Genomic DNA, 25,126 nt, shown 5'->3' with positions numbered 1-25,126 from the left:
CGAAAGGGGAGAGGCCGTGACGGTGGGGTCGAGTTGGGCGAGGGTTGCCGTCCTTCTGGTTGTCTTGTGGGCGCCGCTGGTTATGGCGTCGGGCCAGGGAGACTCTTTGGCGACGGGCGCCTGGTGGCAAGAGGACGGACTCCTCTGGCAGCCGCGCCTGGCTGAGCTCGAGCCTGCTCGCGACTACGGCTTCGAGCCCGGCAGCACCGCCTGGCAGGAGGCGGAACTGCCCGAAGCGCTTCGTGAAGGCGGTTGGGCGAGTCCCGGCGCGCTGCTCCTGGCAGCGGTTCGAGAGCTGGCGCTCGAGTCCTCTTTGGGAATCGACACCTGGGAGCTCACCTTGCGCGTCCTGGAGGCGGCGGACGAGGCGGCGGACGAGGCGGCGGGCGTGGTCCTCGAGTGGGGCTTCAAGGACGACGCCGTGGCTGGCAGCGACTGGCGTTTGGCGATGCGGCGGGGCGGCGAGGGCTGGCGGGCGACGGGGCTCGAGCGGCGCTTTCACTGCCGCAGGGGCGTCTCGGCAGGCGGTTTATGCCTGTAGGCGGGCGTGATAGAGTCCGTGTAGAAGAGGACATGACGTTAAGACATCCTTGCGGAGGTGGTGGGGTCGTGCGAGTGGGAATCGTCGGAGCGGGGGCGATGGGCCGGGCGCATCTGGCGGCTTGGCGGCAGACGGGGGCCGAGGTGGCCGGCATCGTCGCCGAGCATCTTCCGGCAGCGGCGCGGCTGGCGGAGCCCTATGGGCTGCGCGCTTACGAGGGCTATGAGGAGCTGCTGGCGGAGGTGGACGTGATCGACCTCTGTGTGCCGACCGACCTGCACCGCGACATGACCTTGCAGGCTGCCGAAGCGGGCAGGCACGTCGTCTGCGAGAAGCCCATCGCGCTCACGCTGGGGGACGGCCGGGCCATGATAGCGGCCTGCGAGAGGGCCGGCGTGCGCCTCTTCGTCGCCATGGTCCTGCGCTTTTTCCCGCAGTACCGCGCCGCCGCCGAGGCGGTCCGGGCGGGCCAGGTGGGCGCGCTCGGCGTGGTGAGGCTCAAGCGCGTCTCCTACGCGCCCAGGCAGGGCGAGACGAGTTGGTTTGCCGACGAGAGCCGCTCGGGAGGGATGCTCCTCGACCTCATGGTCCATGACTTCGACTACGCGCTCTCTCTGGCCGGGCGGGCAAAGCGGGTCTACGCCAAGTCGGTGCGGGCGCTGCGGCCGGACGCGCCCGGCGACTACGCGCTCGTCACCCTGCGCTTCGAGAGCGGCGCGATGGCCCTCGTCGAGGGTGGCTGGGCCTATCCACCCGGCGTTTTCCGCACCGGCTTCGACCTCGCCGGCACGGACGGGGTGCTCGAGTGGGATTCGGACAGCACCGAGACGGTCCACTCCTACCTGCTGCCGAGCGGCCCCGACAAGGTGGCAGCGGTGGGCCTGCCGCTCTCGGCCTTGGCCGAAGACCCCTACACCACCGAAATCAAGCACGTCCATGACGCGTTTGTCCACGACAAGCCCTTCGCGGTGACGCCGGAGGAGGCACTGGCCGCGCTCGAGCTCGCCTTGGCCGCGCGGGAGTCCTTGAGGACCGGGCGCAGCGTGACCCTGGGAGGCCGGTGATGCGCCTCGGCATCATGAGCTTTGCCCACCTCCACGCCGAGGGCTATCTCGGCAACCTTGGCAGGGTTCCCGGCGTGGAGGTCATCGGTTTTTCCGACACCGATCAGGCGCGTGGCCGGCACTTCTCCGAGGTGTTCGGGGTGCGCTGGTTCCAGAGGCACGAGGATCTGCTGGCCGAAGGGCTCGACGGGGCTATCGTCTGCTCGGAGAATGCCCGCCGCCGCGAGCTCGTCGCTATGGCGGCAGCGGCGGGTGCTCACGTCCTCTGCGAGAAGCCCATCGAGGTCACGCTCGAGGCTGCCGAGGCGATGGGTGAGGTTTGTCGGCGGCACGGCGTGCACTTCATGACCGCTTTCCCGATGCGCTTCGACCCGTCCGTCCGCATTGTCAAGGCGTTGCTGGCGCGCGGCGAGTTGGGCGAACTCTACGGCGTGAACGGGGTCAACCACAGCGAGACCCCGCGACATCAGCGCGCCTGGTTCGCCCAGAAGGATCTGGCCGGAGGCGGCGCGGTGATGGACCACACCGTGCACCTGGTGGACCTCTTGCGCTGGTATTTGAACTGCGAAGTCGCCGAAGTCTACGCCGAGGTGGGTAACCCCTTCTGCCCCGGCGAGGTGGACGTGGACACCGCCGGGCTGGTGACGCTGACCTTCGAGAACGGCGTCTTTGCCAGCATCGACTGCTCCTGGAGCCGCCCGACGAGCTATCCGCGCTGGGGACATCTCAAGATGGAGCTGGTGGGGGAGAGGGGAGCGGTGAGCTTGGACGCTCTTGCCCAGGCCATCACCGCCTACTCGGGGAGGCTGCCCCGCAATCCGACTTGGCTCAATTGGGGTTCGGACGCCAACCAGGCGATGCTCGAGGAGTTCGTCGCCAGCATTCGTGAAGGGTGCGAACCAGCGGTGACTTGGCGTGATGGTTATGAAGCCTTGCGGGTGGCGCTGGCCTGTTACGAGTCGGCGGAGCGTGAGCAGCCCGTTGTGTTGAGGCGTGCGTGAGACCACTTCACTGAAACCGGCACGCTGTAGGAACTGCCGACGCCGTCCACTCACTTGACGGCGCCCGAGGTCAGCCCGCGGATGAGCTGCCTCGAGAAGACGACGTAGAGAACCACCACCGGCACCATCGCCAAGGTCAGCGAGGCCAGGACAGCGTTCCAGTCGTTGACGTACTGGCCCAGGAAGACTTGGGCGCCGAGGATGACGGTCTTGGTCCTCTCGGCGGGCGCTAAGATGAGCGGGAACCACAGGTCGTTCCAGATGGGGATCATGTTGAAGACCGCGACGGTGCCGAGGGCGGGCCGGATCAGCGGCAGGACCAGCGTGTAGATGCGGTACTCGCTGGCGCCGTCGATGCGCGCGGCGTCCTTGAGGTCGCGCGGCACCCCCTGCATGAAGAGCGTCAGGATAAAGACGGCGAGGGGAATGCCCTGGGCGGCGTAGACCAGGATCAAGGACCACAGCGTCCCCGCGAGGTTGAGATCGACCATCAGCCTGAGCAGGCTCACCGTGGCCAGGCGAATCGGGATCATGATGCCGAGCGCCAGGTAGAGCGACATGAAGGTGTTGCCGAAAAACTCGTACTCGGCCAGCGCGTGGGCGGCCATCGAGGAGACCAGCAGAATGATGAAGAGCGAGCCGAGCGTGACGATCAGGCTGTTCAAAAAGTAGAGGTCGAAGCGGGCGTTGCTGAGGACGGTGTGGTAGCCCACCGGGTCGAAGGTCTCACGGTTGGGCAGGGCGTAAGGGCTGCCAAAGATGGCCCGGCGGCTCTTGAGGGAGTTGATGACGATGAGCAGCACCGGGAAGAGCGCCAGGGCCGTGTAGCCCAAGAGCAGGAGGTGGGCGAGCAGGATCTGGAGACGCTGGCCTGACCTTCCCACCTCAGTACTCAACCCTCTGCAGGCGGCGCTGCCAGCCGAAGAAGTAGAGCAGGACGCCGGTCATGATGATCAGGAACATGACGCCCGCGACCGTGGCGCCCATGGTGGGGTTGCCGGGCTGGAGCTGCACCCCGAAAAAGGTCCTGAAAAAGAGCGTGCCTAAAATGTCGGTCGAGAAATTCGGTCCGGCCAGCGCGCGCTGGGTGGTGTAGATGAGGTCGAAGGCGTTGAAGTTGCTGACGAACGTCAAGACCCCAACGATGCCCACCGTGGGCAAAATCAGCGGGAACTTGATCCCCCAAAAGACCTGCCAGGCGTTCGCACCGTCCACCCTGGCCGCCTCGACGACCTCCTCGGGAATGCTGATCAAGGCCGCCAAGAAGAGCAGCATGGGGATGCCCACCCACTGCCAGACCGACACCAGCGACAGCGTGACGAGCGCGGTGCTCTCGAGGCCCAGCCAGGGCCTGTTCAGGTGCTCGAGGCCGACGATGTTGAGCGCGTCTTGCGAGATGCCCCAGAGCGGGCTCAAGATGAGCCGCCACACGAAGCCGATCAAGACCACCGAGAGGATGGTGGGGGTGAAGATGAGGGTGCGGTAGACGGCGCGGCCTTGACCTCGTCGACCCTTGAAGCTTTTGGAGCCACGGTGGCTATGAGGTGGCTATGACGGTGGCTATGGGGGTCTGACTATGGTGACCCGTATGGTCTCGCTCGTCTTTAGGATAGGATAATCTAAAGGATGCACCGGGTATTTTTCAGCCTGCTCCTCAGCTTCGGCCTCCTGGCCGCGGGCCAAGGAGGAGATGGTCGGGACGTCTTGCTCCAGGCGCTGGCGCGCTACAGCGAGACCGAGATGCGCAACTTGGAGCGCGAGCAGCGCAATATCTTCTACGGTCAAGACGGCGAGCATCCCACCATGGAGATGCACTGGCGCAGCCTCGTCGACTTCGAGCACCGCCGCCTCGTCAACGAGGACTATGCCGGCGGCAGGGTGATCAAGAGGACGAGCTACGTGAACGGCACGGCCCGCGTCGTCGACCTCGTCACCGGCAGCGTAAGCGAAATGGCCGACGACGAGCACCACTTCGACGGTATCTTGGCGGGCGACGCCACCTGGCCCGCTCGAGGCCTGCCGGAGGCCGTCTACGAGGGTCGGATGCGCTATCTGGACCTCGTCGAGGGCGAGCAGTTCGCCATCCCCGGCGACAGCGACAAGTATCTCTTCGACTCGAGCGGCCACCTCATCGCCCGGGTGATACCGGGTGCGGTCTCGGACAGCGGCGCGCCCACCGACATCAAGCTCTACGAGGACGAGCGCCGGGTGAACGGCTTCTGGTTTTCCTTCCTCATCAGGAGCTATCACTTAGAGGGCGGCGAGGCCACCCTCGTCCAGGAGGTGCACGTGCTCGAGATCAAGGTCAACCAGAACCTGAACACCGCGCACTTCGCGCTGGGCGCGGACTAGCAGGTCAAGCGCGCTGGTAGATGCGCCTCACCCGCGCCCCTAGGCCGGTCAGAAGCTCATAGGAGATGGTCCCGGCGAGCTCTCCCAGGTCCTCGGCGCTCGGCCCCGCCCCGCCCAGGAGTGTGACCCGGTCGCCTACCCGCACGCCTAAGTCGCCTACGTCCACCATGAGCTGGTCCATGCAGATCCGGCCCGCGACCGGGCAGAGACGGCCGTGGACGCCGACTCGAGCCTTGCCGCTCAAGGCTCTTGGGTAGCCATCGGCGTAGCCGATGCGGACGGTGGCGACGGTGGTGGCTTGGGGCGCGTGCCAGAGCGCGCCGTAGGAGATGGCCGCGCCCGCCCTCACCCTCTTGACGAAGGTGACGGGCGCCGTCAGCGTCATGACGGGACGGAGCGCGGCCTCGAGCCCGGCGATGAAGGGGCTCGAGTGATAACCGTAGAGGGCGATGCCCGGCCGCACCAGGTCGAACTGCGCCTCGGGAAAGGCGAAGATGGCCGCGGAGTTGGCGGCGTGCTTGAGGGGGATGTCAAGGCCACGGCGCTCGAGCGCCCCTACCAGCTCGCTGAACGCCCCGATCTGCCGGCGCGTGACGTCCGGCCTGTCGTCGTCGGCGCAGGCGAAGTGCGTCCACAAGCCCTGGACCTCCACCCTCTTGTCGCGGTCGGCGGCCTCGATGAGTCCGGTAACGTCGCCGGGGGGCTTGCCCAGACGGCCCATGCCGGTATCTACCTTGATGTGGACGCTTGCCCGCCGGTCCGCCCGGTCGGCGGCTTCAGCCGCGCTGCCCAGGCTGCTCTCGTCCACCACCGTGAGGGCGACGCCGTGGTCTATGAGCGCCTCGAGCCGCTCATAGACCGGGCTGAAGACGAGGATGGACGCCGTGACGCCGGCGCGGCGCAGGGAGAGCGCCTCCTCGGCCGTCGCCACGCCGAGCCAGGCGACCCCCTCGGCCGCGAGCCGCCGCGCCACCTCGGCGCTGCCGTGGCCGTAGGCGTCGGCTTTGACGGCGGCCATGACGCCGACCCCGGGCTGGAGGCGTTGGCGAACCCGCCCCAGGTTGTGGCTGAGCGCGGAGAGGTCGATGGTCGCCGTCGGCACAAGCTACCGCTCCGCGCGCTTGCTGCGCCGCTCGAGGCGGTCTAAGAGGCTCGAGGCGGCCAGCGTCAGGGCCAGGTAGAGGAGCGCGGCGGTGTTCCAGGTCTCAAAGGTGTTAAACGTCCGCGACTGGTTTTGCCGGGCGAGCTGGGTTATCTCGGTGACCGAGAGGATGGTGAGCAGCGACGAGTCCTTGAGCATGGCGATGAACTCGTTGCCGAGCGGCGGGATGACGATGCGCAGCGCCTGCGGCAGGATCACGAAGCGCATGGTCTGGGCGCCCGTCAGGCCCAGGCTGCGGGCGGCCTCGCTCTGGCCCCTCGGAACCGCCTCGATGCCGGCGCGAAAGATCTCGGCCAGGTAGGCCGCGTAGCCGAGCATGAGCCCCAAGATGCCGCGGGTCAGGTTGGGCAGGTTGACGACGCCCGCGCTGGCGTCGCGCACGGCCGGCGCGATGACGAAGCCCACGTAGATGAGCACGACCAGCATGGGGATGCCCCTCACCAGGTCCACGTAGAGCTCGGCGAAGATGGCCAGCGGGTGCTCGCGGCTCGTCCAGGCGCCGAAGGTGAGGAGCAGCAGCAAGACGGCCAGGACCGCCAGGGTCACGCCGGCGCGACGGTCGGCGTCGGAAAGCAGGGTGATGGTCGCTCCCTGCGCCTCCGGCGCTGCACCCTCCGGCACGAGCGCCCCCGTCGCGCCGCCCTCGGCCAGGGCCGCCAGGGCCGCCTCGCTCGAGGCGAAGCTGCGAAAGGGCCGTGGCGGCGTGCCCCGGGCTTCGTCGATGGCCCGCCGGGGCGTGCCGGCGACGACCGCCAGGTTGCCCTCCTCGGCGCCGACGAGGCTGTAGCTCTGAGACGCCGCGTTGAAGAAGTAGAGGCTTCCGGCCGCCAGAACCGCCGTCAAAACCGAAAAAGTGAGGATGGTCCGCCGGCCGAGCCTCAAGAGGAGCAGCGCGGCGAGCACCAGGCCCAGGACCGAGGCGCCCAGATAGCCCGACAGGGTGGCGACGGCCGTGATCAGGACGCCGGGCCGCAAAAAGCGCAGCGTCTGGGCGTAGCTGGGCTGGGTGAGAAAGAGGTAGAGGGAGGCGGCGCCGATGACGAGCAAGATGAGGTAGCTGGGGCGCAGGCGGCCGAAGACGCCTCCGCGCTTGTCGCCGTGCTTGCGCCGCGGTGCGGGTTGAGACCCGAGCGCGCTTGCCTTCTTCACGTCACCTCCGGGTCCGTTAGGACGCTCTAGTCTAGCAGTCGCGGCCCGGCAGAAAAAAGCCCCAGGCGTGCCTGGGGCCACTGGAATCATAGCTCGTCCTGCCGCTTATTCCGCGGCCTCGCCGCTGAACCACTGTTCGACGAGGGCGTCGAGCGTCCCGTCCTCACGGATCATGGCCAGGCCCGCGTTGATGGGGTCGATGAGCTCGCTGCCCTGCTGGAAGGCGAAGCCGAGCTCCTCGGAGGTGAGGTCGCGGTCGCTGATCTCGAGCTCTCCCGCGTAGAGCTGCACGAACTCCTCGGCGGTGGGCTCGTCGCTGATGACCGCGTCGACGTCGCCGTTCAAGAGCGCCAAAAAGGCCAGGTCGAAGGTGTCGTAGGAGCGCACGTTGGCCTCGCCGGCGAGGTCGGTGGCCTGCGCCTCGTTGGTGGTGCCGATCTGGGCGGCGACGGTATGGTTGCCCGTGCGCAAGGTCTCGGCGTCGATCTCGCTCTGGCCGGCGCGCACCACCACGACCTGGGTAAAGGAGAGGTAGGGCTCGCTGAACTCGACGATCTGGGCGCGCTCCTCGGTGATGGTCACGCCCGAGACGACCATGTCGAACTCGCCCGCGGCCAGAGCCGGAAAGATGCCGTCCCAGGCCGCCGTCTGAAACTGCGGCAGGCAGTTCACCCGCTCGCAGATGGCGTTCATGACGTCCACGTCGAAGCCCACGGTGGAACCGTCCTCGGCGACGAACTCGAAGGGCGGATAGGTGGTGTCGGAGCCGATGGTGATGACGCGGCCGCCGAGGTCCTGGGCGAGATCCTGGGCGAGGCCGAGGCTGAGGCTGAGGGTCAGGGTGAGCGCCGCGAGGAGCGCAAGGGGCTTGGGCATGGTCTTCCTCCTGGAGTAGGGTCTCGACTCGAGGATACCTGAGCCCGTGAGGCAAGACAAGCGCCGGGGCTTCATCAACAGCGCACCCTGTTGTTCGGCTCACTGTTGTTCGGCTCACTGTCGCTCGGCTCGAGGAGGAGGCGCGTCCTTGGCTTAGGATGGTCTCAGGAGGCCACCATGCACATCGGCATCTTCACCGAAGACCACTTCGACGATCGCGAGTTCATCTATCCCTACTACCGGGTGCAGGAGGCGGGCTTCGAGCCGCTCGTCATCGGCCCGGAAGTAAAGGCCTACCGTTCGAAAGAGGGGCTCGAGGTAGAGGCCGAGGCGGCCGCCGCAGAGGTCAAGGCCGACGAGCTCGCCGGGCTCATCGTGCCCGGCGGCTACGCGCCCGACCGCATGCGCAGGCATCCGGCGATGCTCGAGATCGTGCGCACCGTCGACGCGGCGAAGCGGCCGCTGGGCAGCATCTGCCACGCGGGCTGGGTCTTGATCAGCGCCCGGGTAGTAAAGGGCCGCCGCCTCACCGGCCACCCCTCCACCCGCGACGACCTCGAGAACGCCGGCGCCCACTACCACGAGGACCGCATCGTCACCGACGGCAATCTCGTCACCGCTCAGCACTACCGGGATCTGCCCGGCTTCATGGCGGCCTACCTCGAGGTCCTGGGCAGAGGTCCTGGACAAGTGTGACGCCTAGGCGCTTGTGCTCGGGGTGCGCCGCTCGGCCAGGAGCCCCCAGAGGCTCAAGAGCAGCGCCAAGAGGATCATCACCTGAACGGCCACGAACATGTCCTGCAAGCCGGCGACCTGGGCCGCGGCCGAGGCGCTCGGCCCGCCCTCTTGTGCTGCTCTGAGCGCTACCCGCGTCGCCCACAGGGCGCCCAGCGCGGCGATGCCCGCGGTGGCGCCGAAGGTGCGGGTCATGGTCAGGAGGCCGCCGGCGACGCCCAGATACGCCTTGGGCACCGCGCCCATGATGGCGGAGTTGTTGGGTGCCTGGAAGGTGCCCATACCCAGGCCGAGCGGCAAGAAGCGCAGGACGTAGCCGAGCGCGGTGGTCTCTTCGTCCAGGGTGCCGACGGCGAGGTAGCCGCTCAGAATGAGGGCGAGGCCGAGGACGGTGATGAGCCGGCTGCCGAACCTGTCCGAGAGCGCGCCGGAGATGGGCGCGATGACGACCAGGACCACCGGCACGATGGCCATGAGCACCCCGACCTGCCGGGGCGGGTAGCCGAGCACGCCCTCGAGGTAAAAGGGCATCAGGAAGATCGTCCCCGAGATCGCCACGAAGGTCGCCAGCCCGGTGACGAGGCCGATGCTGAGGAGCGTGTTCCTGAAGAGGGTCAGCTCGAGCATGGGCTCCGGCACCTTGGCCTCTGTGACGATGAAGAGCCCGCCGCTGAGGATGCCGAGGGCGAAGAGGCCGAGCACGCGCGGGCTGCCGAAACCCTCCTGCTGGCCGAGGGTGAGCGCCAGCAGCGCAGCTATCAAACTGACGAAGAGCAGCGCCGCGCCCGCAAGGTCGAAGCGTTGCCCGCCTCTAGCCGGCGAGGCCGGAATGAAGCGCAAGGCCGCCAAGGTGCCGAGTACGCCGATGGGCACGTTGACGAGAAAGACCCACTGCCAGGAGAGCGCGTCGACCAGGAAGCCCCCCAAGGTCGGGCCGATGACGATGCCGCTCGACAAGATCGAGCCGCTCACGCCGATGGCCTTGCCGCGCTCCTCGTCGGGAAAGGTTTCGGTCACGATGGCCAGCGACAAGGCGGTGAGCAGCGCCGCTCCGAGCCCCTGCACCACCCGGAAGCCGATCAGCCAGTAGATCGTGGGCGAAAGCGGGCAGAGCAGCGAGCCGAGCGTGAAGATGACGAAGCCGGCGACGAAGAGCGGCTTTTTGCCGAGCATGTCGGCCAGCCGGCCGATGCTGAGGAGCAGCGTGGTGCTCACCATCAGATAGGCCAACACCACCCACTGCACCACCGCGAAGTCGGTCGCGAAGACGCGCACCAGGGTCGGTGTGGCAACGTTGATGCTGGTCGCCATCACGGTCGCCAGAAACGCGCCGGTGCTGACCGAAGCCAGGATGTACCATTTGCGCCGGGCATCGGCCGCGGCGGGCGAGCGGTCAGGAGGTAGGCCGGGGGGCGCCACGAGACAACTAAATCACACTTTTCTCCATAAGTCACACTGTCCCCCAGCGCACTGTAGGAACGCCTTACGCGTTCTCCTGAAAAGGGCCTTCGAAGCGTTGCAAACCTTACCGTGCCTATCCTCTTTTTCGCGTCCCTCCGCTGCGTCAAAATAGCCGTTGGAGGAGCATAATGACGGAGAAAACGACGGAGAAAACGACGGAGAAAACGACGGAGAAAACGAGGCGCGAGCTCGAGGCGCGCGCGTTGGGCAAGACCGGCATCCTGGTGACTCGCCTCGGCCTGGGCCTCTGGGCCGCGGGCGGCGACGAGTGGGGGCCGGTGGACGACAAGGCGTCTCTGGAGACCATCGAGGCGGCGCTGGAGGGCGGCGTCACCTTTTTCGATACCGCCGACGTCTACGGCCAGGGCCACAGCGAGGAACTCCTGGGCCGGGCGATGAAGGGGCGGCGCGAAAGGTTCGTCGTCGCCAGCAAGATCGGCTGGACGGGCTTCGACGGCGCGCGGGGGCGGAGTGCCTACGACACGGTCGATGGGCTCGTCGCCGGCGTCGAGAGCAATCTGCGGCGGCTAGGGACCGATTACCTGGACCTCATCCAGAGTCACATCAACTTTCGCGAGCCGACGATGGAGGTCTTTTTGGAGGGCTTCGCGCGCCTCAAAAAGGAGGGCAAGGTGCGCGCCTACGGCGTCAGCACCAGCGACTTCGACTACCTGGGGGCCTTCAACCATGACGGTGGTTGCGACAGTTTGCAGATCGACTACAGCATCTTGAACCGCACGCCCGAAGCGGAGATTTTCCCCTACTGCCAGGAGCACGGCGTCGCCGTCATCGTGCGGGGACCCTTGGCGATGGGCCTGTTGACGGATAAATTCGACGCCGACAGCGCCTTTCCCGAGGGGGACTTCCGCAGGCGCTGGCAGGAGGTGCCCGAGGAGAGGGAGGTTTATCTGGACGATCTGGCTAAGGTGAAAGCCCTGCGCTCGCTCACGAACAGACGTACGATGGCGCAGTTGGCCCTTCAGTTCGTCCTGGCGCACCCGGCGGTGACGACGGTGATTCCGGGAGCGAAGAACGTCTCGCAGCTCGAGCAGAACCTCTCGGTCGCCTCCCTGCCGCCGCTCGGCGAGGAGGCGATGCGAAAGATCGACGCGGTGACGCCGCCGGGCGGCGGCCGCAAGGTCTGGCCGGCCTAGCGCTCGCCAAGTGGTCCTTGCCAAGTGGTCCTTGCCAAAGCCCGGCGACTCCGTTAAGATGCGGGCGAAACCAAAGACGAGGGGAAAGGACGGCGGATGAAGATCACCCTGCTGACCAACGAGTACCCGCCCTACATCTACGGTGGGGCCGGCGTCCACGTCGAATACCTCAGCCGCGAGCTGCTGCGGCTGGACGGCGGCGCGCACGAGGTGAATGTCTTCTCGTTTGGCGACCAGGCCGAGAGTTCGGGCAAGCTGCGCGTGCAGGGCGTAGAGGCCGGATTCACGTTGCCCGCGCAGGACCCGCGCCACGCCAAGTTCATGGACACCGTGCAGCGCAACCTGGTGATGGCCGGGCTGGTGGGCGAGGCCGACATCGTCCACTGCCACACCTGGTACACGCACTTGGCGGGCTGTCTGGTCAAGCAGCTCAGCGGGGCGAAGCTCGTCTTGACCACCCACTCGCTCGAGCCGCACCGCCCCTGGAAGGTCGAGCAGCTCGGCAGCGCCTACCACGCCTCCTCCTGGGTCGAGCGCACCGCCTATCAGAACGCCGACGGCGTCGTCGCCGTGTCGGAGGCGATGCGCCGGGACGTGCACGAGCTATACGGGGTGGCTGATCACAAGATCGAGGTGATCCCCAACGGCATCGACCTTGCGCACTACCGACCGACGCCGGACGAGGGCACGCTAAAGCGCTACGGCGTCGATCCGGCCATTCCCGCTATTCTTTTCGTCGGGCGCATCACCCGGCAAAAGGGCATCCTTCACCTCGTCAACGCGCTCAAATATTTGCCGCCCGGCCTCCAGGTGGTCCTTTGCGCGGGGGCGCCCGACACGGCCGAGATCGAACAGGAGATGGCCGCGCGCGTCGAGGCGGCGCGCGCGGAGAGCAAGAATTCCATCGTCTGGATCGCCAAGATGGTGCCCAAGGACGACCTCATCGCCCTCTACAGCCACGCCAGCCTCTTCGTTTGCCCGTCGGTCTACGAGCCCTTCGGCATCATCAACCTGGAGGCGATGGCCTGCGAGACGCCGGTGGTGGCCGCGGCGGTGGGCGGCATCCCCGAGGTGGTGGTGGACGGCGAGACGGGCGTGCTGGTGCCGCTCGAGACCAAGGGCGAGGTCGACTTCGAGCCCGCCGACCCGGAGCGCTTCGCGCGCGCGCTGGCGGCGGCCATAGCCGAGCTCATGGGCGACGAAGCGCGGCGCGGGGCGATGGGCCGGGCGGCGCGCGAACGCGCCCTGGCCAAGTTTAGCTGGACCGCGGTGGCGGAGCGGACGGTAGCGTTTTATAAGAGGCTGCTCGAGCTGCCCTCGAGCTGACGCCATGTTCTGTCGGCCTGCCGCGCCTCGTCAGCCCGGCTACCCTTTTTTACCTCGGGGTTGGCCATCACCTCGGGGTTGGACACGCTCTGGACGGTCACCAGGCCACCAATGAGGCGTTTGGAAGATGTTCAGCTCGCCTCATGCCAATTTTCCACGTCCAGGTCTTCGAAGTTGGCATAGTCCCTGACGTTGTTCGTGACCAGGGTGAGGCTATGAATCTTGGCGATGGTGGCGATCTGACCGTCCACGAAGGGTGTGGTCTTGCCCATGCGGGCAAGCTTGGCTCGCTGTTCGGCGTGCCACGCCGCTGCCTGATCGTCGTAAGGCAAGAGGAGGACGGTAGGGCGCACGACCTCCTCGAGATAGCGCGCGATACTCCGCCGCTTGCTCGAGTCGCCTAAGCGGTAGAGGCCATAAAGAAGTTCGTGCCAGACGAGGCTGGCCGTCGCCAGCGTATCGCCGTGGTCTTTGAGCCTCGCTAGAACCCGTGGGTCGGGCGCAGGCCGCAGGGGCTCCGACAAGACGTTGGTGTCCAGCAGGTAGCGAGCCCTCAGAGTGCGACCTCGCGCCCGGTGCTCCGGTCCCGCACTTCGCCGAAGACCTCCTCGATGCCCTCGGCCTCCAAAGACGTGTCCCTTCTGAACCTGACGAGTGCCTCCCAAAACCCGCTTCCGTCCGAGGTGAGGCGCCTGTACTCCGCGACCGACACGAGAACGGCCACGGGCTTGCCGCGTCTCGTCAGCTCGACAGCGCTACCCTTTTCTACTTCGCGGACGAGCTTGGCAAGCTGGTTGCGCGCCTCTATGATGGAGTAGTCTCGAGCCATACCCACCTCCAGTGGCTGTCTGAATGGCTATCTTAGCAAACAGTGAGGGCTGCCAAGTATTCTTTCGCAACCCGTAGGTCTCCAGCACCGCCTTTACAGCCTGGCGGCGATCTCGTCCAAGGCCTCGGGGTTGGCCATCACCTCGCGGTTGGGCACGCTCTGGCCGTTGACCAGCCGCGACACCGCGATCTCCACCAGTTTGCCGCTGCGGGTCCGGGGCAGGCCGCTCACCTGGTAGATGCGCCTGGGCACGTGGCGGGGGCTGGCGCCCTCACGAATCGTCTGCTTAATGCGCTTTTCCAGGTCTTTGTCCAGCTCGAGACCCTCTTGCAAGACCACGAAGAGCCAGATGCTCTCGCCCTCCTCTTCGCGCTTGCCCACCGCCAGGGCCTCGGTGACCTCGGGCAGGGCCTCGAGCGGCCGGTAGATCTCGGCCGTGCCGATGCGCACCCCGCCGGGGTTCAGGGTGGCGTCGCTGCGGCCGTAGATGACGACGCCCTGACCCGTCTTGATCTCGATCAGGTCGCCGTGGCGCCAGACGCCGGGGTAGTCCCCAAAGTAGGCGGAGCGGTAGCGGCGGCCGTCCGGGTCGTTCCAGAACCGAAGCGGCATCGACGGCAGCGGCTCCAAGCAGACGAGCTCGCCGGGCGTGTCGAAAACCGGCTTGCCGTCCTCGTCGAAGGCCGCTAAGGCCACGCCCAGGCCGGGCACCTGGATCTGCCCGGCATAGACCGGCGCGGTGGGGTCGCCCAGCGCGAAGCAGCCGACGATGTCGGTGCCGCCCGAGATGCTGGCCAGATGAACGTCGTCCTTGACCGCCCCGTAGACCCACGCGAAGCCGGCGGGGGAGAGGGGCGAGCCCGTCGAGAGGACGCAGCGGAGCCTGCTAAAGGCATAGTGGTCCTTGGGCCTCAGGCCGGCGGCCCGGCAGGAATGGATAAAGCGCGCGCTGGTCCCGAAGTGGCTGACGCCCAGACGGTCGGCCAGGAGCCAGAGCACCTCGAGCGTGGGATAGCTGGGCGAGCCTTCGTAGAGGACCAGGGTGGCTCCTTGCGCTAAGGCCGAGACGAGCCAGTTCCACATCATCCAGCCGCAGGTGGTGTAGTACATCACCCGGTCGCCCGCGCGGATGTCCGCGTGGAGCCGCTGTTCCTTGTGGTGGTTTAAGAGCGCGCCGCCGGCGCGGTGGACGATGGCCTTGGGCAGGCCGGTGGTGCCCGAGGAGTAGAGGATGTAGAGGGGGTGGTCGAAGGGCAGCGGGGTGAAGCTGGGCGTCCCCTCGTCGTCCAGCCAGTCGTCCAGCCAGTCGTCCCAGCGGGGGAAGTCGGAGGAGCCCTCATCCGCGGAGATCAGCACCACCCCCTCGAGCGAAGGCGTCGCCCCCCGGAGGCGCCTCACCGTCTCCAGGGTCTCGAAGTGCCTGCCGTTGTAGGCGTAGCCGTCCGCCGCGAAGAGCAGCTTGGGCTCGATCTGCGAGAAGCGCGCCTGGGCGGCCTCGAAGCCGAAGTCGGGCGAGCAGGACGAGAAGACGGCGCCCAAAGAGGCGCAGGCGAGGGAGAGTACGACCGTCTCGGGCGTGTTGCTGACATAAGCCGCCACCCGCTCGCCCGCGCCGACGCCCTCACGCAGGAGCGCCTTTTGAGCGCGCGCCACCTGGCGGCGCAGCTCGCTCCAGGAGAGCTGCCTCTCGCTTCCGGCCTCGTCCAGGAAGAGGATGGCAGGCGCCGCCTCGTCGGGTTCGGCCGTGGGGTAGAGCAGGTGCTCGGCGTAGTTGAGCGTGGCGCCCCCGAACCACGTCGTCTCGGGCATGGGGTCGGGGCTCATGATGAACTCGGGCGGCGCGCTGAAGCGCAGCCCGGCCCAGCGGGCGTAGAGTTCCCAGAAGGCGGCGGGCTCCTCGACCGACCAGCGGTGCAGCGCGGCGTAGTCGGGCAGCGAGCGGCCCGTCGCCCGCTGGGCATCTTGCCTGAATCTCGTCATCGCCGCGTCGGCCACGCGCGCGGCCGACGGCGCCCAGAGCGGTTTGTCCATTGCAGGTCTCCTTTGCTTCCAGTCTACCCCGTCGCGGCGTCCGCCTCGAGCCCCTCGAGCGTCGCTACCATAGGCGTGACGGGAGCGCCGGCAGGGCCCGGCTGCTGGACACGAGGCTGCGTCGCTCGCTAGACAGGCACTCAAAATCCTCTATCCTAGAGGTATGACCCTTGGACACGCCCTCAGGCTGGTCGCGGCGCTCGTGACCTTGGTTGCGCTCGCGGCCTGCCTGCCCATCCCCACCACCCGCCTCGACGTGGAGCTGCCCGAGCCCGAGTACGTGCTTCCCCCGGAGGAGGTGAGGGTGGACTACCTGAGCCTGCCCGGCTACCCCGAGCCGCACACGCCGGAGCGCTACAACCGCGCGCTCTACCTGCGCTACTACCGGGGCGCGCAGCCCGCCGAGACCATCGTCGTCCTGGTGCCCGGCATCTCGGGCGGCGCGACCAGCCTGGACGTCTTTGCGCGGCAGCTCGTGGCCAGCAGCGAAGACCTCGAGGTCTGGGCGGTGGACCGCCGCAGCAACCTGCTCGAAGACCGCAGCGTCTTCCTGGCGAGCCTGCGCCGAGGCGACCCCATGCCCGCCTACCACTACTACGTCGAGCGCGCGGGCGAGGAGGACGGCTTCAGGTCACTGCCGCCCGAAAGGCTGGGCTTTATGGCCTACTGGGGGCTCGAGGTCCACTTGCGCGACCTTCACGCCGTAGTGCGGCGCGCCCGCGCGGAGGCCAAGACGGTGATCCTGGGCGGCCACTCGCTCGGCGCCAGCCTCGCCTCCTTCTACGCCGCCTTCGACTTCGGCGAGGCCGCGCCCGAGCCCGGCTACCGCCACATCGACGGGCTCATGCTGATCGACGGCGGCCTCGGCCGCACCGGCGGCTACGGCCGCGACAACCTCTTCGCGGTGGGCCCCTTTTCGCTGGCGCCCACCGCTCCCGAGCTCGAGGCCGGGCTGGGCAACCCCTACTTCAGCCTGGGCCGCAGCCCCGAGCACTACGCCCGGCTCGAGGCGGCCGCGCTCTTGGCCCTGATGGCGCCGGACGAACTCTCGCCCGGCGGCTTCTTCGACTTTCCGGTGACCAACCGCGCCGCGGCCGGCCTCAAGGTGGACGACCACTACGCCCTCGCGACCGCCTTCAGCGCCTCGGTCGGCCACACCGTCGGCGCGGCCTATGCCGGCAACCTCACCGCGGTCATCCTGGGCGGCTTGGAGGGCGTCTACAGCCGCTCGGTGGTCGGGGTGGCGCCGGGTTACGACTACGTGGACTGGGCGCGCGGCGACCCCGCGCGCGAGCGCACCGAGCTGGAGAGCGTGCTCAGGGCCTGGGCCATGCCGGAGACGAACTTCACCGAGTGGTACTTTCCGCTCCGCCTCCTGCTCGACATGTCGCGGCTCGACCTGCGCCTCGCGGACGCCCCCGGTTTCGTGCCTACCCGGAGCGTGCGCACGCCGACCCTGGCGGTGGGGGCGGGGCGGGGGCTGCTGGCCAGCCTGGACGGTTTTTCCGCCTACATCAACGCTCGCCCGGGCACGCCCTTTTCGGCTCACATCCTGCCTGGCCTCACCCACTTCGACATCGTCATGGCCGAGCACAACCCGCTCGTGCCGCTCAGCCTGCTGTGGCTCGCAGGTCTGCCTTGAGCGCCATGTTCCTCGAGCCGCGCAGCCAAACGTCCCTACGGAGCGCTCGAGCAGGGGCTCGAGATGGTGGTCGAGACGCTTCCCCGGAACGACAAGCCATCGTCGTTGCCCTGACCGACCCCTGCTCACTCGTCGCCAGGCTGTGGCCGAGCGGTGACCAGATAGACCGAGCAGGAGTCAAGGGGGCAGCCGAACAGCCTGGTGAAGCGTTCGGGCTGCGAGCGCGCCCACGGGCCAAAGGAGGGCTCCTCGTCGCCGAGCACCACGACGCGCACCTGCTCTCCCTCGAGCCAGTTCAAGAATCGCTCAGGCGAAGCGACGGTGTTGGGCAGGTAGGCGACGCGGCCGCGGCCGTCGGGTCGCCACAACAGGCCCGCAAAGCCAAACGTGCGGTCGTAGCCGAAAGCCTCGCCGTCCCGGACGAAGCCTCGAGCCTCATGCCAGTGGCGCTCGCGGCCGTCGATGCCGCCAAAGGCGGCCGCGCGCTCCGCCGCCGGCATGCGGGCAAGAGCGCTGAGGGAAAGCTGGCTCGGCAAGGTGAAGCCTGGAGAGGCCAGATAGAAGCCCCAGGCGGCCAGCGCGGCGAGCGCGAGGTCCAGGGCGGTTCGCCAGCGCGGCCGCCACAGCTGGGAAACGCATGCCGCCAAGACGAGGAGCGCCGCGGGCAGGGCGAGGCTGTGGCGTGTTATGAACGCCCACTGGGTCGAGAGCGTAGCCGCAGCGACCAGCGCGACCGGCAGGATTACCGCGCGCCCTGGCCGCCAGCGCAGCGCAAGCAAGACAAAAGGGAGCAGGCCAAGGATGAACAGAGGCCCAAAGCCGCCGATGCGCATGCTGTGGCTGTAGCCTTGAGGCAAGGCCAGCCACGAACTTAGCGCACGCCTCAGCGGGCCGTAGTGAACATGAGGCTCGGGAAGCCGATCCAGAATCGTGCCGAGCGGCACCTCGCCGGGTAGCGTGAGCGGCCCGAACTGCACCTGCACCGGCCAGACCGGATTGCCGTACCTCATAAAGTTCTCGACGTAACGAGCCGAGCCGATAGCGAGCACGACCAGCGCCATAGCGAAGACGGTAGGCACGCGCTTCAGGCGGTAGGCGCGGATGAGCGTTGCGGTGAACACGATCAGCAGCGCCACCGGCGCCGACGGCTTGGTCGCGAGCAGCAGCCCTAGCGCGATGGCGCCAAAAGCGGCGCCGGCGCGGTCGAGCGGTCCGGTAACGAAGTAGATCCCCAACAGCAGCAGGGCGGCGTAGCCGATATCGGTGTAATTGCTGGCGAGTTGCAGCGCGGTGACCGGAACGGCCAGGAAGAGGAGGCTCAAGGCGACCGCGCGGCGCGGGCACCCCGCCGCGCGCGGTCAGCGCGGCGATAGCCAGGCACGCCGCCAGGCCAAAGGGCAGCTGGGCGAGGTCGATCAGCGTGTCGTCGGGCAGGAGAAGCCGCCACCACACGAAGTAGAGGTCCACCGCCAGCGGGTAGGTGTTGATGTAAGGATTGTTGCTCGGAATCTCACGGAGTCCACCGCTCTGGATGGCATCGTGAACGATGGGCAGGTGGTGGCCGAGCGCGTCCCAGGCCCACGGAACGAGCAGGTAGGCGGCCCACGCGGCGACGCCGAGGACCTGCTCGTCACCATGGACGCGGACGACACCATGGACCCCGGGCTTATTCCCGCCATGCTGAGGGCGGCCCTAGAGGGCGCGGACCTCGTTATCGCCTTCCGCTTCGCCGGCGGAAGCGAAGCGGGGGTTCCCCGGCTGCGCAAGCTCTATTCCCGTGCGGCGCGCCTGCTGATCGCCGGCATGTTTCCCCTGCCGGGCGTGCGAGACTATACCTGTGGCTTTCGCATGTACCGCGTTTCACTCCTCAGTGAGCTCTCGAGGGTCAAGCCAGGCCTCTTCGATGCTGCGGGCTTCACCGCTCCCACGGAACTGCTCCTCAACCTGTCGCACCTCCGGCCCAACGTCGCCGAGGTTCCCCTGCATCTGCGCTACGACCGCAAGGTGGGGCGGAGCAAGATGCGCGTCGTCTCGACGCTGTGGCAGTACCTGCGGCTGCTCTTGCGCCTCAGGTTGGGCAACGGCCTCTTCGCTGCTCGCCCCCGGCTGGAAGAGGAGAAGCGCGGCTAAGGTAGGCTGGTGATCGTTGATTGACAAGTCAAAAAGGCCGGGTCGCGGTAGCGGCCCGTCAACTGGAGCTAGGTGTGGCGAAAGGAAAGCGCTATGAGCGACAAGACCGCGCAGGCAGACCATCCGATCCTGGAAACCATTCGGCAGCGCTGGAGCCCGCGGGCCTTTGCAGACCGGCCCGTCGAGCGGCACAAACTTCTGAGCGTGCTCGAGGCCGCGCGCTGGGCCGCCTCGGCGGGTAACGAGCAGCCCTGGCGCTTTATCGTGGCGAGCAGGGGCGAGCCGCAGGCCTACGCCAAGCTGCTGGCTTGCCTCGAGGAGAAAAACCAGAGCTGGGCCGCCTCGGCGCCGCTGCTCATGCTGGCCCTGGCCAAGGGGCACTTTCGCGACGATGAGGCGGGCGCGAACCGCCACGCCTGGCACGATGTGGGGCAGGCGGTGGCCACCCTGAGCCTTCAGGCGACCGCGCTCGGCCTCTACGCGCATCCCATGGCGGGCTTTTATCCCGAGCGCGTGAGGGAGGCCTACGCCCTGCCCGCCGCCTTTGAGCCCGTCGCGGCCCTGGCGCTGGGCTATCTGGGCGACGCGGCGACGCTGCCCGAGGACCTGCGGCGGCGGGAAGCCGCGCCGCGCCGGCGCAAGCCTCTGAGCGAGCTGGTCTTAAGCTGGGGCGAGCCGGCCTCCTTGACGGGCGCGGAGGCCGCTCCTCCCGGCGGTTGACCTGCCGAGGATTGCAGCATTCGGTGCATTTCCTTCGCGGGTTTGCCTTGGGCGCCGACGGTGTCTTGCAACGGTGTCTTGCAGAAGCCCTTGAAGGTCGGGGAGTTCAAGGAGGTGCTGGGCAGGCTGAAGCTGTTAACTGGGGAGGAGTTGGAGGCGTGACCGTTCTGGCTCCTCTATTCCTCCAGGTACGTGTACCCCACCAGCTCGGCGTCGTAGTTTTCGATGAGGTCGCGTGCCTGCTCCTCGCTCAGCGTGCCCCTGCCCCTGGCCTCGTCGGCCTCCTGGCCTATCCAGCGGTGCAGGTCCGACGCTTCGTAGCCCATGTTCTCGATCACCCGCCGCGCCTTTTGACCCCGAACGAAGCGCTCGAGCTCGTACTGGCCGTCGCCGGTCACGCGCACATGCGCCTCGTTCACCCGGCCGAAGAGGTTGTGGGCGTTGGCGAGCACGTCCTGGTAGGCGCCGGTCAGGAAGATGCCCAGGTAGTAGGGCTCGTGCGGTCTCAGGTTGTGGAGCCTCAGGGTGTCCTTGACGTCGCGCAGATCGACGAACTTGGTCATCTTGCCGTCACTGTCGCAGGAGATGTCCACCAGGGTGGCGTCGCGGCTGGGCTCCTCGTCCAAGCGGCCGAGCGGCATGACCGGAAAGAGCGCCTGGATGGCCCAGTGGTCGGGCAGGCTCTGGAAGAGGCTGAAGTTGCAGACGTACTTGTCGGCCAAGAGCCTGGGCAGCGTTCCGAACTCCTCGGGCACGTAGTCGATATCCTTGATGACGCGGGCGATCTTGACCAGCACCTGGTTGAAGAGGTTTTCGATGTGCGCCCGGTCCAAGAGGGTCAGGTAGCCCAAGTCGAAGAGGTTGTGCATGGTGTCCTTGTAGCCAACCGCGTCGTGGTAGATCTCGCGGTAGTTCTTGACCGAGACCGTCCTCAAGAGGTCGACCATCTCGTGGACCAGCGCGTGGGCACCCTCGCCGGGCTCGGGCAGCCTGAGCGGTTCGCGGCTGGGGCCGATGGCGTCGATGACCGGCAGGACCACCACCGAGTGGTGCGCGGTAAGCGCCCGCCCCGACTCGGTGACGATGACGGGGTGCGGCGTGCCCGTCTCGGCGCAGGTCTCTAAAATGCTGTAGACCACGTCGTCGGCGTACTCCTGCAGGCCGTAGTTGGCCGAGACGTAGAAGGTCGTCTTCGAGCCGTCGTAGTCGACCGCCAAGCCACCGCCCACGTTCAAGTAGCGCATGGGCACGCCCATCTCGCGGACCTCGACGTAGGCCTGCGCCGCCTCGCGCACCGCCACCTTGATCTTGCGGATGTCGGTGATCTGGCTACCGATGTGGCAGTGGAGCATCACCAAGGAGTCGAGCATGTCCCGCTCGCGCAAGGTCTCGACCACGTTGATCAGCTCGGTGGCGTTGAGACCGAACTTGGCGTCGTCGCCGCCCGAGGTCTCCCACTGGCCCGAGCCTTTGGCGTGGAGCTTGAAGCGCACCCCCAAGGCCGGCTTGACGCCGAGCTCTTTGGAGAGGCGCAGGACGCGGTGCAGCTCGCTGTACTTCTCCAAGGTGATCACCACGTTCTTGCCGATGAGCCGCCCGCGCAGGGCCAGGCGGATAAAGTCGTCGTCCTTGAAGCCGTTGCAGCAGAGCAGCGACTCGGGGTGAATGTCCTGCACCAAGCAGAGCGCGAGCTCGGCCTTGCTGCCGGCCTCGAGCCCCGTCTTGAAGCGCGCGCCGTACTCGGCGATGGTCTCGACCACCACCCGCCGCTGGTTCACCTTGATGGGAAAGACGCCCTGGTAGTGCGCGCCGTAGTCGAACTTTTGAATGGCCCTCTCAAAGGCGCGGTTGAGTTGCTCCAAGCGGTTTTCGATGATCTGCGGGAAGCGAAGGATGAGCGGCAAAGCGTGACCGCTCGAGACGAGGTCGTCGATGATGCGCCTCAAGGCGACGTTGTCGCCGCGCCCGTTGCCGTTGTCGCCACTGCTCCTGGTCGCGGGCCGAACGTGGACGAGACCGTCCTTCACGTGAAAATAGCCGCTGCTCCAGTAGGGGATCCCGTAGAGCTCGGCGGCGTCGGCCTCGGTAAAGCGGCTCGTCTCCAGTGTTCGCTTCAAGCTGATGTCCTCCTTGCGCTCAGGCTTTGAGACCGTCTTTTTATGGTGTCACAGGGGGCCCCTGAAAAACCGATGCGAGCGTTACTTTAGCACGAATCGACAGGCGCGTCCCTGCTGTTCGCGACGCCAGGATGCCCTGGTTTTGACCGAGTTCAAGTACCCTACACGGTGCAGCGGCAGCCGCAACTGAGGGCGATCTCCACCGGCGACACGTGCCGGCTGGCGCCACCCTGCCGCACGTGCAAGACCACCAGGGTGTAGGGGTTAAAGACCACCACGTCCTTCACCCCCTGCGACAGGTAGAAGTGCGGGCCGAGCTCCAGGTCCTTGGCCTCATAGCCCCTGCTGATCACCTCGATGACCGCTTCCGGCACGAGCGTCACCGCCTCTTCCTCCTCCTCGGGTTCGCGGCGGAAGAGGGAGATGTCGGGACGCTTCAAGGAGCCGTCGGGAAAGCTCACGTAGACACCGGCGACGTGGAAGCAGGCGCAGCGATCACGATCGGCTTCTGAAGCAGGAGAAATCGTCGCGCGAATGCGGTCCACAGCCTTTTGATGCTTGTAGACGGGGTGCGGTTCCCAGATCGGCAAGCCGCCGACGATTTCCAAGCGGACGCCGAGCTCGTCAGCGCGGAGGAACTTTGGGTCCACCTTCATCTTCTAAAGATACGCGGTCTTAGGCGCAGGCGGATTTTCTCACTATTCCAAGAGGACGTGATTCTTTCGGTCACGGATGCACTTCCCGCACTATCTTTCTAACGCCTTTCATAAATACTTGAAAGCTGTGCGAACGGTTATGGGCATTGGCAAGTGATAGGTGGGGAGCAACGGCTCTTGAACCTGCAATTTGCTGGTGCTCAGGGATCAATCTTAACAATACATATTTGGCATTGTTGAGGTTGTCGGGTTGCCAGAAATTGCCGCGAGTTTGTAACGTGGCCAGGCTGTTCTTTTGGTAAGCAACCCCTACCGCCTGCAAATCCCCCAGAAACCATGATTCTAATTGGTGGCAGGCAATTCTGACGAGACTGTCGGGTTTGCCTGCATGTTCACACAACTGAACAAGGTGTGTTTTAAGAGTATGGCAATCGTTGCTATCCTGGTCATGAATGATGATAAAACGAGCAGGTCTATTCCACGCACGTAATTTTCGGGTTATAGAGCCTTGCAGGTCACTTTTGCCCTCATGCGGAATGATGCGATAGGGAATCGATTCTGGAATAAGTTTAGGTAGTACGATTTCAAGAACTTCTTTCATGGAGCGCTCTTCAGTCATGAATACAAGCTCTGGAGACGGTAGGTAGTTTATGTGGGTTATGGATAAGCCCCTTCGAATAACCCTTGTCGCCAAAGCGTACCAAGAGAATCGCCTTCCGCCACTAAATTGCGGAGCAGTTCGTCATTCTTAGTTCGCTCAATAACTGTGAATCCCTCTTTCTTTTGTAACCAAAAGACTTCGTTTAGGTTGATACCATTTAAAAAGTCTGGAGAGTGGGTCGATACAAATACCTGGCCACCACGTCGGGCGTAATCACGAAACTCTTCAGCCAACTCCTGTAAAAGTTCCGGGTAGAGTTGATTCTCGGGTTCTTCAATACATAGCAACGGGTGTGGACTAGGGTCATGCAGTAAAATCAGATAAGCAAACATTTTTATGGTTCCATCGCTGACATATCGTGCGATAAAAGGATCCTTAAAGGAGCCGTCTTGAAAGCGGAGGACGATTCGGCCATCCTCTGTTTCTGTAGCCTCCACTTTTTCTACGCCGGGAACGCGCTGAGCTATCTTTTTAAGGACTTTATCAAACACATCCCGATGATCTTCGAACATGTATTGTGCAACCAGTGCCAGATTATCACCACGTGAGGACAGGTGTTCGGCGTAACCTGCTTCTTGGCTTGGACGCGCATCAGATATATGAAAATCCGATACATGCCAATTTTCGATAAGTCTGCGAAAATCACTAACTACTCGAAAGCGCTGAAATTGCCCCAAACCTTTAATAGCTAGAATATCCGGCGAGTCAAGTTTTTGATGCTCGCGTTGTTCTTCTGCTCCGGGTTTTTCGTATTCCTCTTCATTGGTAATTGCCACCCCCTCACCATTTTGAAAATCAAGGAAGTGCCAAGGTCGTCCTGTCTGTCCTCGACGGTACTTCAGAACCTCCCGTTGAACAATCGGAGAACCGTCCTTCAATCCTATGCTGACTGCGTAGGTGACAAGTGGATCATCAGGTTTTGCACGGAATTTGAGCTCAATTTCAATTGGACCGTCTGTGCCTCTGCTTATTACTTCGCGGTAGTTGCCTCGTCGAGCTAATGCTTGTCTTACATTATGTGTCAGCGCATCGCGTAAGAAGCCAAACACATCAAAAAGTGTGCTCTTTCCTGTACCGTTAGCTCCAACAAAGACGGACATCCTCGGAATATTTTCTAATGTAACGTCCCTAAAGACACGGAATTTCTTGATGGTTAGTTGTTCTATGCGCATAGTTCTAGTCTACTCGAATTTTCGTTCGGCCATAAAAACTGTCCTGCATTGTTTAAGGCAAGAGCTAGTTGAGAGACGCCTTTATGTAAAGAAAGATGCGGTGGAAAGGGACGGATACAGATGGAAACCCTTGTATCCTGTTGAATCCGTCCCAGTCAATCTAACGTGGGCTTCCTACCCACATTTGCTGTAGCCGCAGGTATAGCACTTGAGGCAGCCCTCCTCGGGAACGAGCACGCCGCCGCAACCTTCGGGGCAGGCCGCGCCCTGGGCGAGGACGTTCTCGACACCGGTGGAGACAACCATGAAGAATGCTTTATCCCTTCGTCGCTCACGCGGTACTTGGC

The 25,126-nt window shown here is 65.5% G+C and carries 23 protein-coding genes and 1 pseudogene; 10 read left to right on the top strand and 14 right to left on the bottom strand.

From position 1 onward, the window contains the following. The first annotated feature begins 16 nt into the window (after positions 1-16). From M3498_07465 to M3498_07455, 3 genes are all read left to right on the top strand, one after another. Positions 17-541: a hypothetical protein gene (locus M3498_07465; GenBank protein ID MDQ3459122.1), complete on the top strand. Its 525-nt coding sequence runs from the start codon at positions 17-19 to the stop codon at positions 539-541. 68 nt (positions 542-609) lie between these two features. Then, on the top strand, positions 610-1,605 hold the full coding sequence (locus M3498_07460) for a Gfo/Idh/MocA family oxidoreductase (protein ID MDQ3459121.1): 996 nt from the start codon (positions 610-612) through the stop codon (positions 1,603-1,605). After that, positions 1,605-2,606 (top strand): Gfo/Idh/MocA family oxidoreductase, encoded by a 1,002-nt coding sequence (locus M3498_07455; GenBank protein ID MDQ3459120.1) that lies wholly within the window; start codon positions 1,605-1,607, stop codon positions 2,604-2,606. Before M3498_07460 ends, M3498_07455 begins: the two co-directional genes overlap by 1 nt. 50 nt (positions 2,607-2,656) lie before the next feature. On the opposite strand, the gene M3498_07450 is transcribed toward M3498_07455, so the two are convergent. After that, complete coding sequence (locus M3498_07450; GenBank protein MDQ3459119.1) at positions 2,657-3,490, bottom strand: carbohydrate ABC transporter permease; 834 nt, start codon at positions 3,488-3,490, stop codon at positions 2,657-2,659. A gap of 1 nt (position 3,491) precedes the next feature. Then, positions 3,492-4,112 (bottom strand): annotated as a pseudogene (locus tag M3498_07445) (sugar ABC transporter permease). Between the two features lie 120 nt (positions 4,113-4,232). On the opposite strand from M3498_07445, the gene M3498_07440 reads away from it, so the two are divergent. Further along, positions 4,233-4,958 (top strand): hypothetical protein, encoded by a 726-nt coding sequence (locus M3498_07440; protein MDQ3459118.1) that lies wholly within the window; start codon positions 4,233-4,235, stop codon positions 4,956-4,958. 4 nt (positions 4,959-4,962) lie between these two features. Here M3498_07440 and alr read toward each other — a convergent pair whose 3' ends face one another. The 3 genes from alr to M3498_07425 all read right to left on the bottom strand — a co-directional run bounded on the left by alr (position 4,963) and on the right by M3498_07425 (position 8,145). Beyond that, on the bottom strand, positions 4,963-6,060 hold the full coding sequence (alr, locus tag M3498_07435; protein ID MDQ3459117.1) for an alanine racemase: 1,098 nt from the start codon (positions 6,058-6,060) through the stop codon (positions 4,963-4,965). Positions 6,061-6,063: 3 nt separating this feature from the next. Then, positions 6,064-7,269 carry an amino acid ABC transporter permease gene (locus M3498_07430; GenBank protein ID MDQ3459116.1) on the bottom strand — a complete coding sequence of 402 codons (1,206 nt, stop codon included), beginning with the start codon at positions 7,267-7,269 and terminating at the stop codon, positions 6,064-6,066. A gap of 105 nt (positions 7,270-7,374) precedes the next feature. Beyond that, positions 7,375-8,145: a basic amino acid ABC transporter substrate-binding protein gene (locus M3498_07425; GenBank protein ID MDQ3459115.1), complete on the bottom strand. Its 771-nt coding sequence runs from the start codon at positions 8,143-8,145 to the stop codon at positions 7,375-7,377. Positions 8,146-8,322: 177 nt separating this feature from the next. Here M3498_07425 and M3498_07420 point away from each other — a divergent pair, with 177 nt between their 5' ends. Beyond that, positions 8,323-8,841: a DJ-1/PfpI family protein gene (locus M3498_07420; GenBank protein ID MDQ3459114.1), complete on the top strand. Its 519-nt coding sequence runs from the start codon at positions 8,323-8,325 to the stop codon at positions 8,839-8,841. 3 nt (positions 8,842-8,844) lie between these two features. Here M3498_07420 and M3498_07415 read toward each other — a convergent pair whose 3' ends face one another. Further along, complete coding sequence (locus tag M3498_07415) at positions 8,845-10,299, bottom strand: MFS transporter (protein ID MDQ3459113.1); 1,455 nt, start codon at positions 10,297-10,299, stop codon at positions 8,845-8,847. A gap of 170 nt (positions 10,300-10,469) precedes the next feature. Between M3498_07415 and M3498_07410 the strand changes: the two genes are divergently transcribed. Then, complete coding sequence (locus tag M3498_07410; protein MDQ3459112.1) at positions 10,470-11,495, top strand: aldo/keto reductase; 1,026 nt, start codon at positions 10,470-10,472, stop codon at positions 11,493-11,495. A 96-nt stretch (positions 11,496-11,591) separates the two neighbouring features. Further along, entirely contained in the window at positions 11,592-12,821 is a 1,230-nt protein-coding gene (gene glgA, locus M3498_07405) for a glycogen synthase (GenBank protein ID MDQ3459111.1), read from the top strand. A 131-nt stretch (positions 12,822-12,952) separates the two neighbouring features. Here the strand turns inward: glgA and M3498_07400 are convergent, their stop codons facing one another. The 3 genes from M3498_07400 to M3498_07390 form a co-directional block, all read right to left on the bottom strand. After that, entirely contained in the window at positions 12,953-13,378 is a 426-nt protein-coding gene (locus M3498_07400; GenBank protein MDQ3459110.1) for a type II toxin-antitoxin system VapC family toxin, read from the bottom strand. Then, positions 13,375-13,650, bottom strand: a complete 276-nt coding sequence (locus tag M3498_07395; protein ID MDQ3459109.1) for a type II toxin-antitoxin system Phd/YefM family antitoxin — start codon at positions 13,648-13,650, stop codon at positions 13,375-13,377. The genes M3498_07400 and M3498_07395 overlap by 4 nt, the downstream gene beginning before the upstream one ends. Before the next feature lie 93 nt (positions 13,651-13,743). Then, complete coding sequence (locus M3498_07390; protein ID MDQ3459108.1) at positions 13,744-15,681, bottom strand: acetoacetate--CoA ligase; 1,938 nt, start codon at positions 15,679-15,681, stop codon at positions 13,744-13,746. Positions 15,682-15,844: 163 nt separating this feature from the next. On the opposite strand from M3498_07390, the gene M3498_07385 reads away from it, so the two are divergent. After that, positions 15,845-17,323 carry a hypothetical protein gene (locus tag M3498_07385; protein ID MDQ3459107.1) on the top strand — a complete coding sequence of 493 codons (1,479 nt, stop codon included), beginning with the start codon at positions 15,845-15,847 and terminating at the stop codon, positions 17,321-17,323. A gap of 125 nt (positions 17,324-17,448) precedes the next feature. On the opposite strand, the gene M3498_07380 is transcribed toward M3498_07385, so the two are convergent. After that, on the bottom strand, positions 17,449-18,645 hold the full coding sequence (locus M3498_07380; GenBank protein ID MDQ3459106.1) for a hypothetical protein: 1,197 nt from the start codon (positions 18,643-18,645) through the stop codon (positions 17,449-17,451). Between the two features lie 217 nt (positions 18,646-18,862). On the opposite strand from M3498_07380, the gene M3498_07375 reads away from it, so the two are divergent. Together M3498_07375 and M3498_07370 are read left to right on the top strand one after the other, a co-directional pair. Then, positions 18,863-19,453, top strand: a complete 591-nt coding sequence (locus M3498_07375; protein ID MDQ3459105.1) for a glycosyltransferase — start codon at positions 18,863-18,865, stop codon at positions 19,451-19,453. 93 nt (positions 19,454-19,546) lie between these two features. After that, the gene (locus M3498_07370; GenBank protein ID MDQ3459104.1) at positions 19,547-20,173 is read left to right on the top strand and encodes a nitroreductase family protein; all 627 of its coding nucleotides are present in this window, start codon (positions 19,547-19,549) and stop codon (positions 20,171-20,173) included. A 176-nt stretch (positions 20,174-20,349) separates the two neighbouring features. Here M3498_07370 and speA read toward each other — a convergent pair whose 3' ends face one another. From speA to M3498_07350, 4 genes are all read right to left on the bottom strand, one after another. Further along, positions 20,350-22,290, bottom strand: coding sequence for a biosynthetic arginine decarboxylase (gene speA / locus M3498_07365; GenBank protein ID MDQ3459103.1), 1,941 nt, complete (start codon positions 22,288-22,290; stop codon positions 20,350-20,352). A 161-nt stretch (positions 22,291-22,451) separates the two neighbouring features. Next, positions 22,452-22,940: a Uma2 family endonuclease gene (locus M3498_07360; protein MDQ3459102.1), complete on the bottom strand. Its 489-nt coding sequence runs from the start codon at positions 22,938-22,940 to the stop codon at positions 22,452-22,454. 76 nt (positions 22,941-23,016) lie between these two features. Then, positions 23,017-23,547, bottom strand: a complete 531-nt coding sequence (locus tag M3498_07355; GenBank protein MDQ3459101.1) for a DUF4276 family protein — start codon at positions 23,545-23,547, stop codon at positions 23,017-23,019. 56 nt (positions 23,548-23,603) lie between these two features. Beyond that, positions 23,604-24,779, bottom strand: coding sequence for an AAA family ATPase (locus M3498_07350; GenBank protein ID MDQ3459100.1), 1,176 nt, complete (start codon positions 24,777-24,779; stop codon positions 23,604-23,606). Positions 24,780-25,126 lie beyond the last annotated feature (347 nt).

It is taken from the genome of Deinococcota bacterium (assembly GCA_030858465.1).
In the GTDB taxonomy this organism is placed as follows: domain Bacteria; phylum Deinococcota; class Deinococci; order Deinococcales; family Trueperaceae; genus JALZLY01.
Note: the sequence above shows the minus strand (reverse complement) of the source record. Positions and strands in the feature narration are given on the sequence as shown.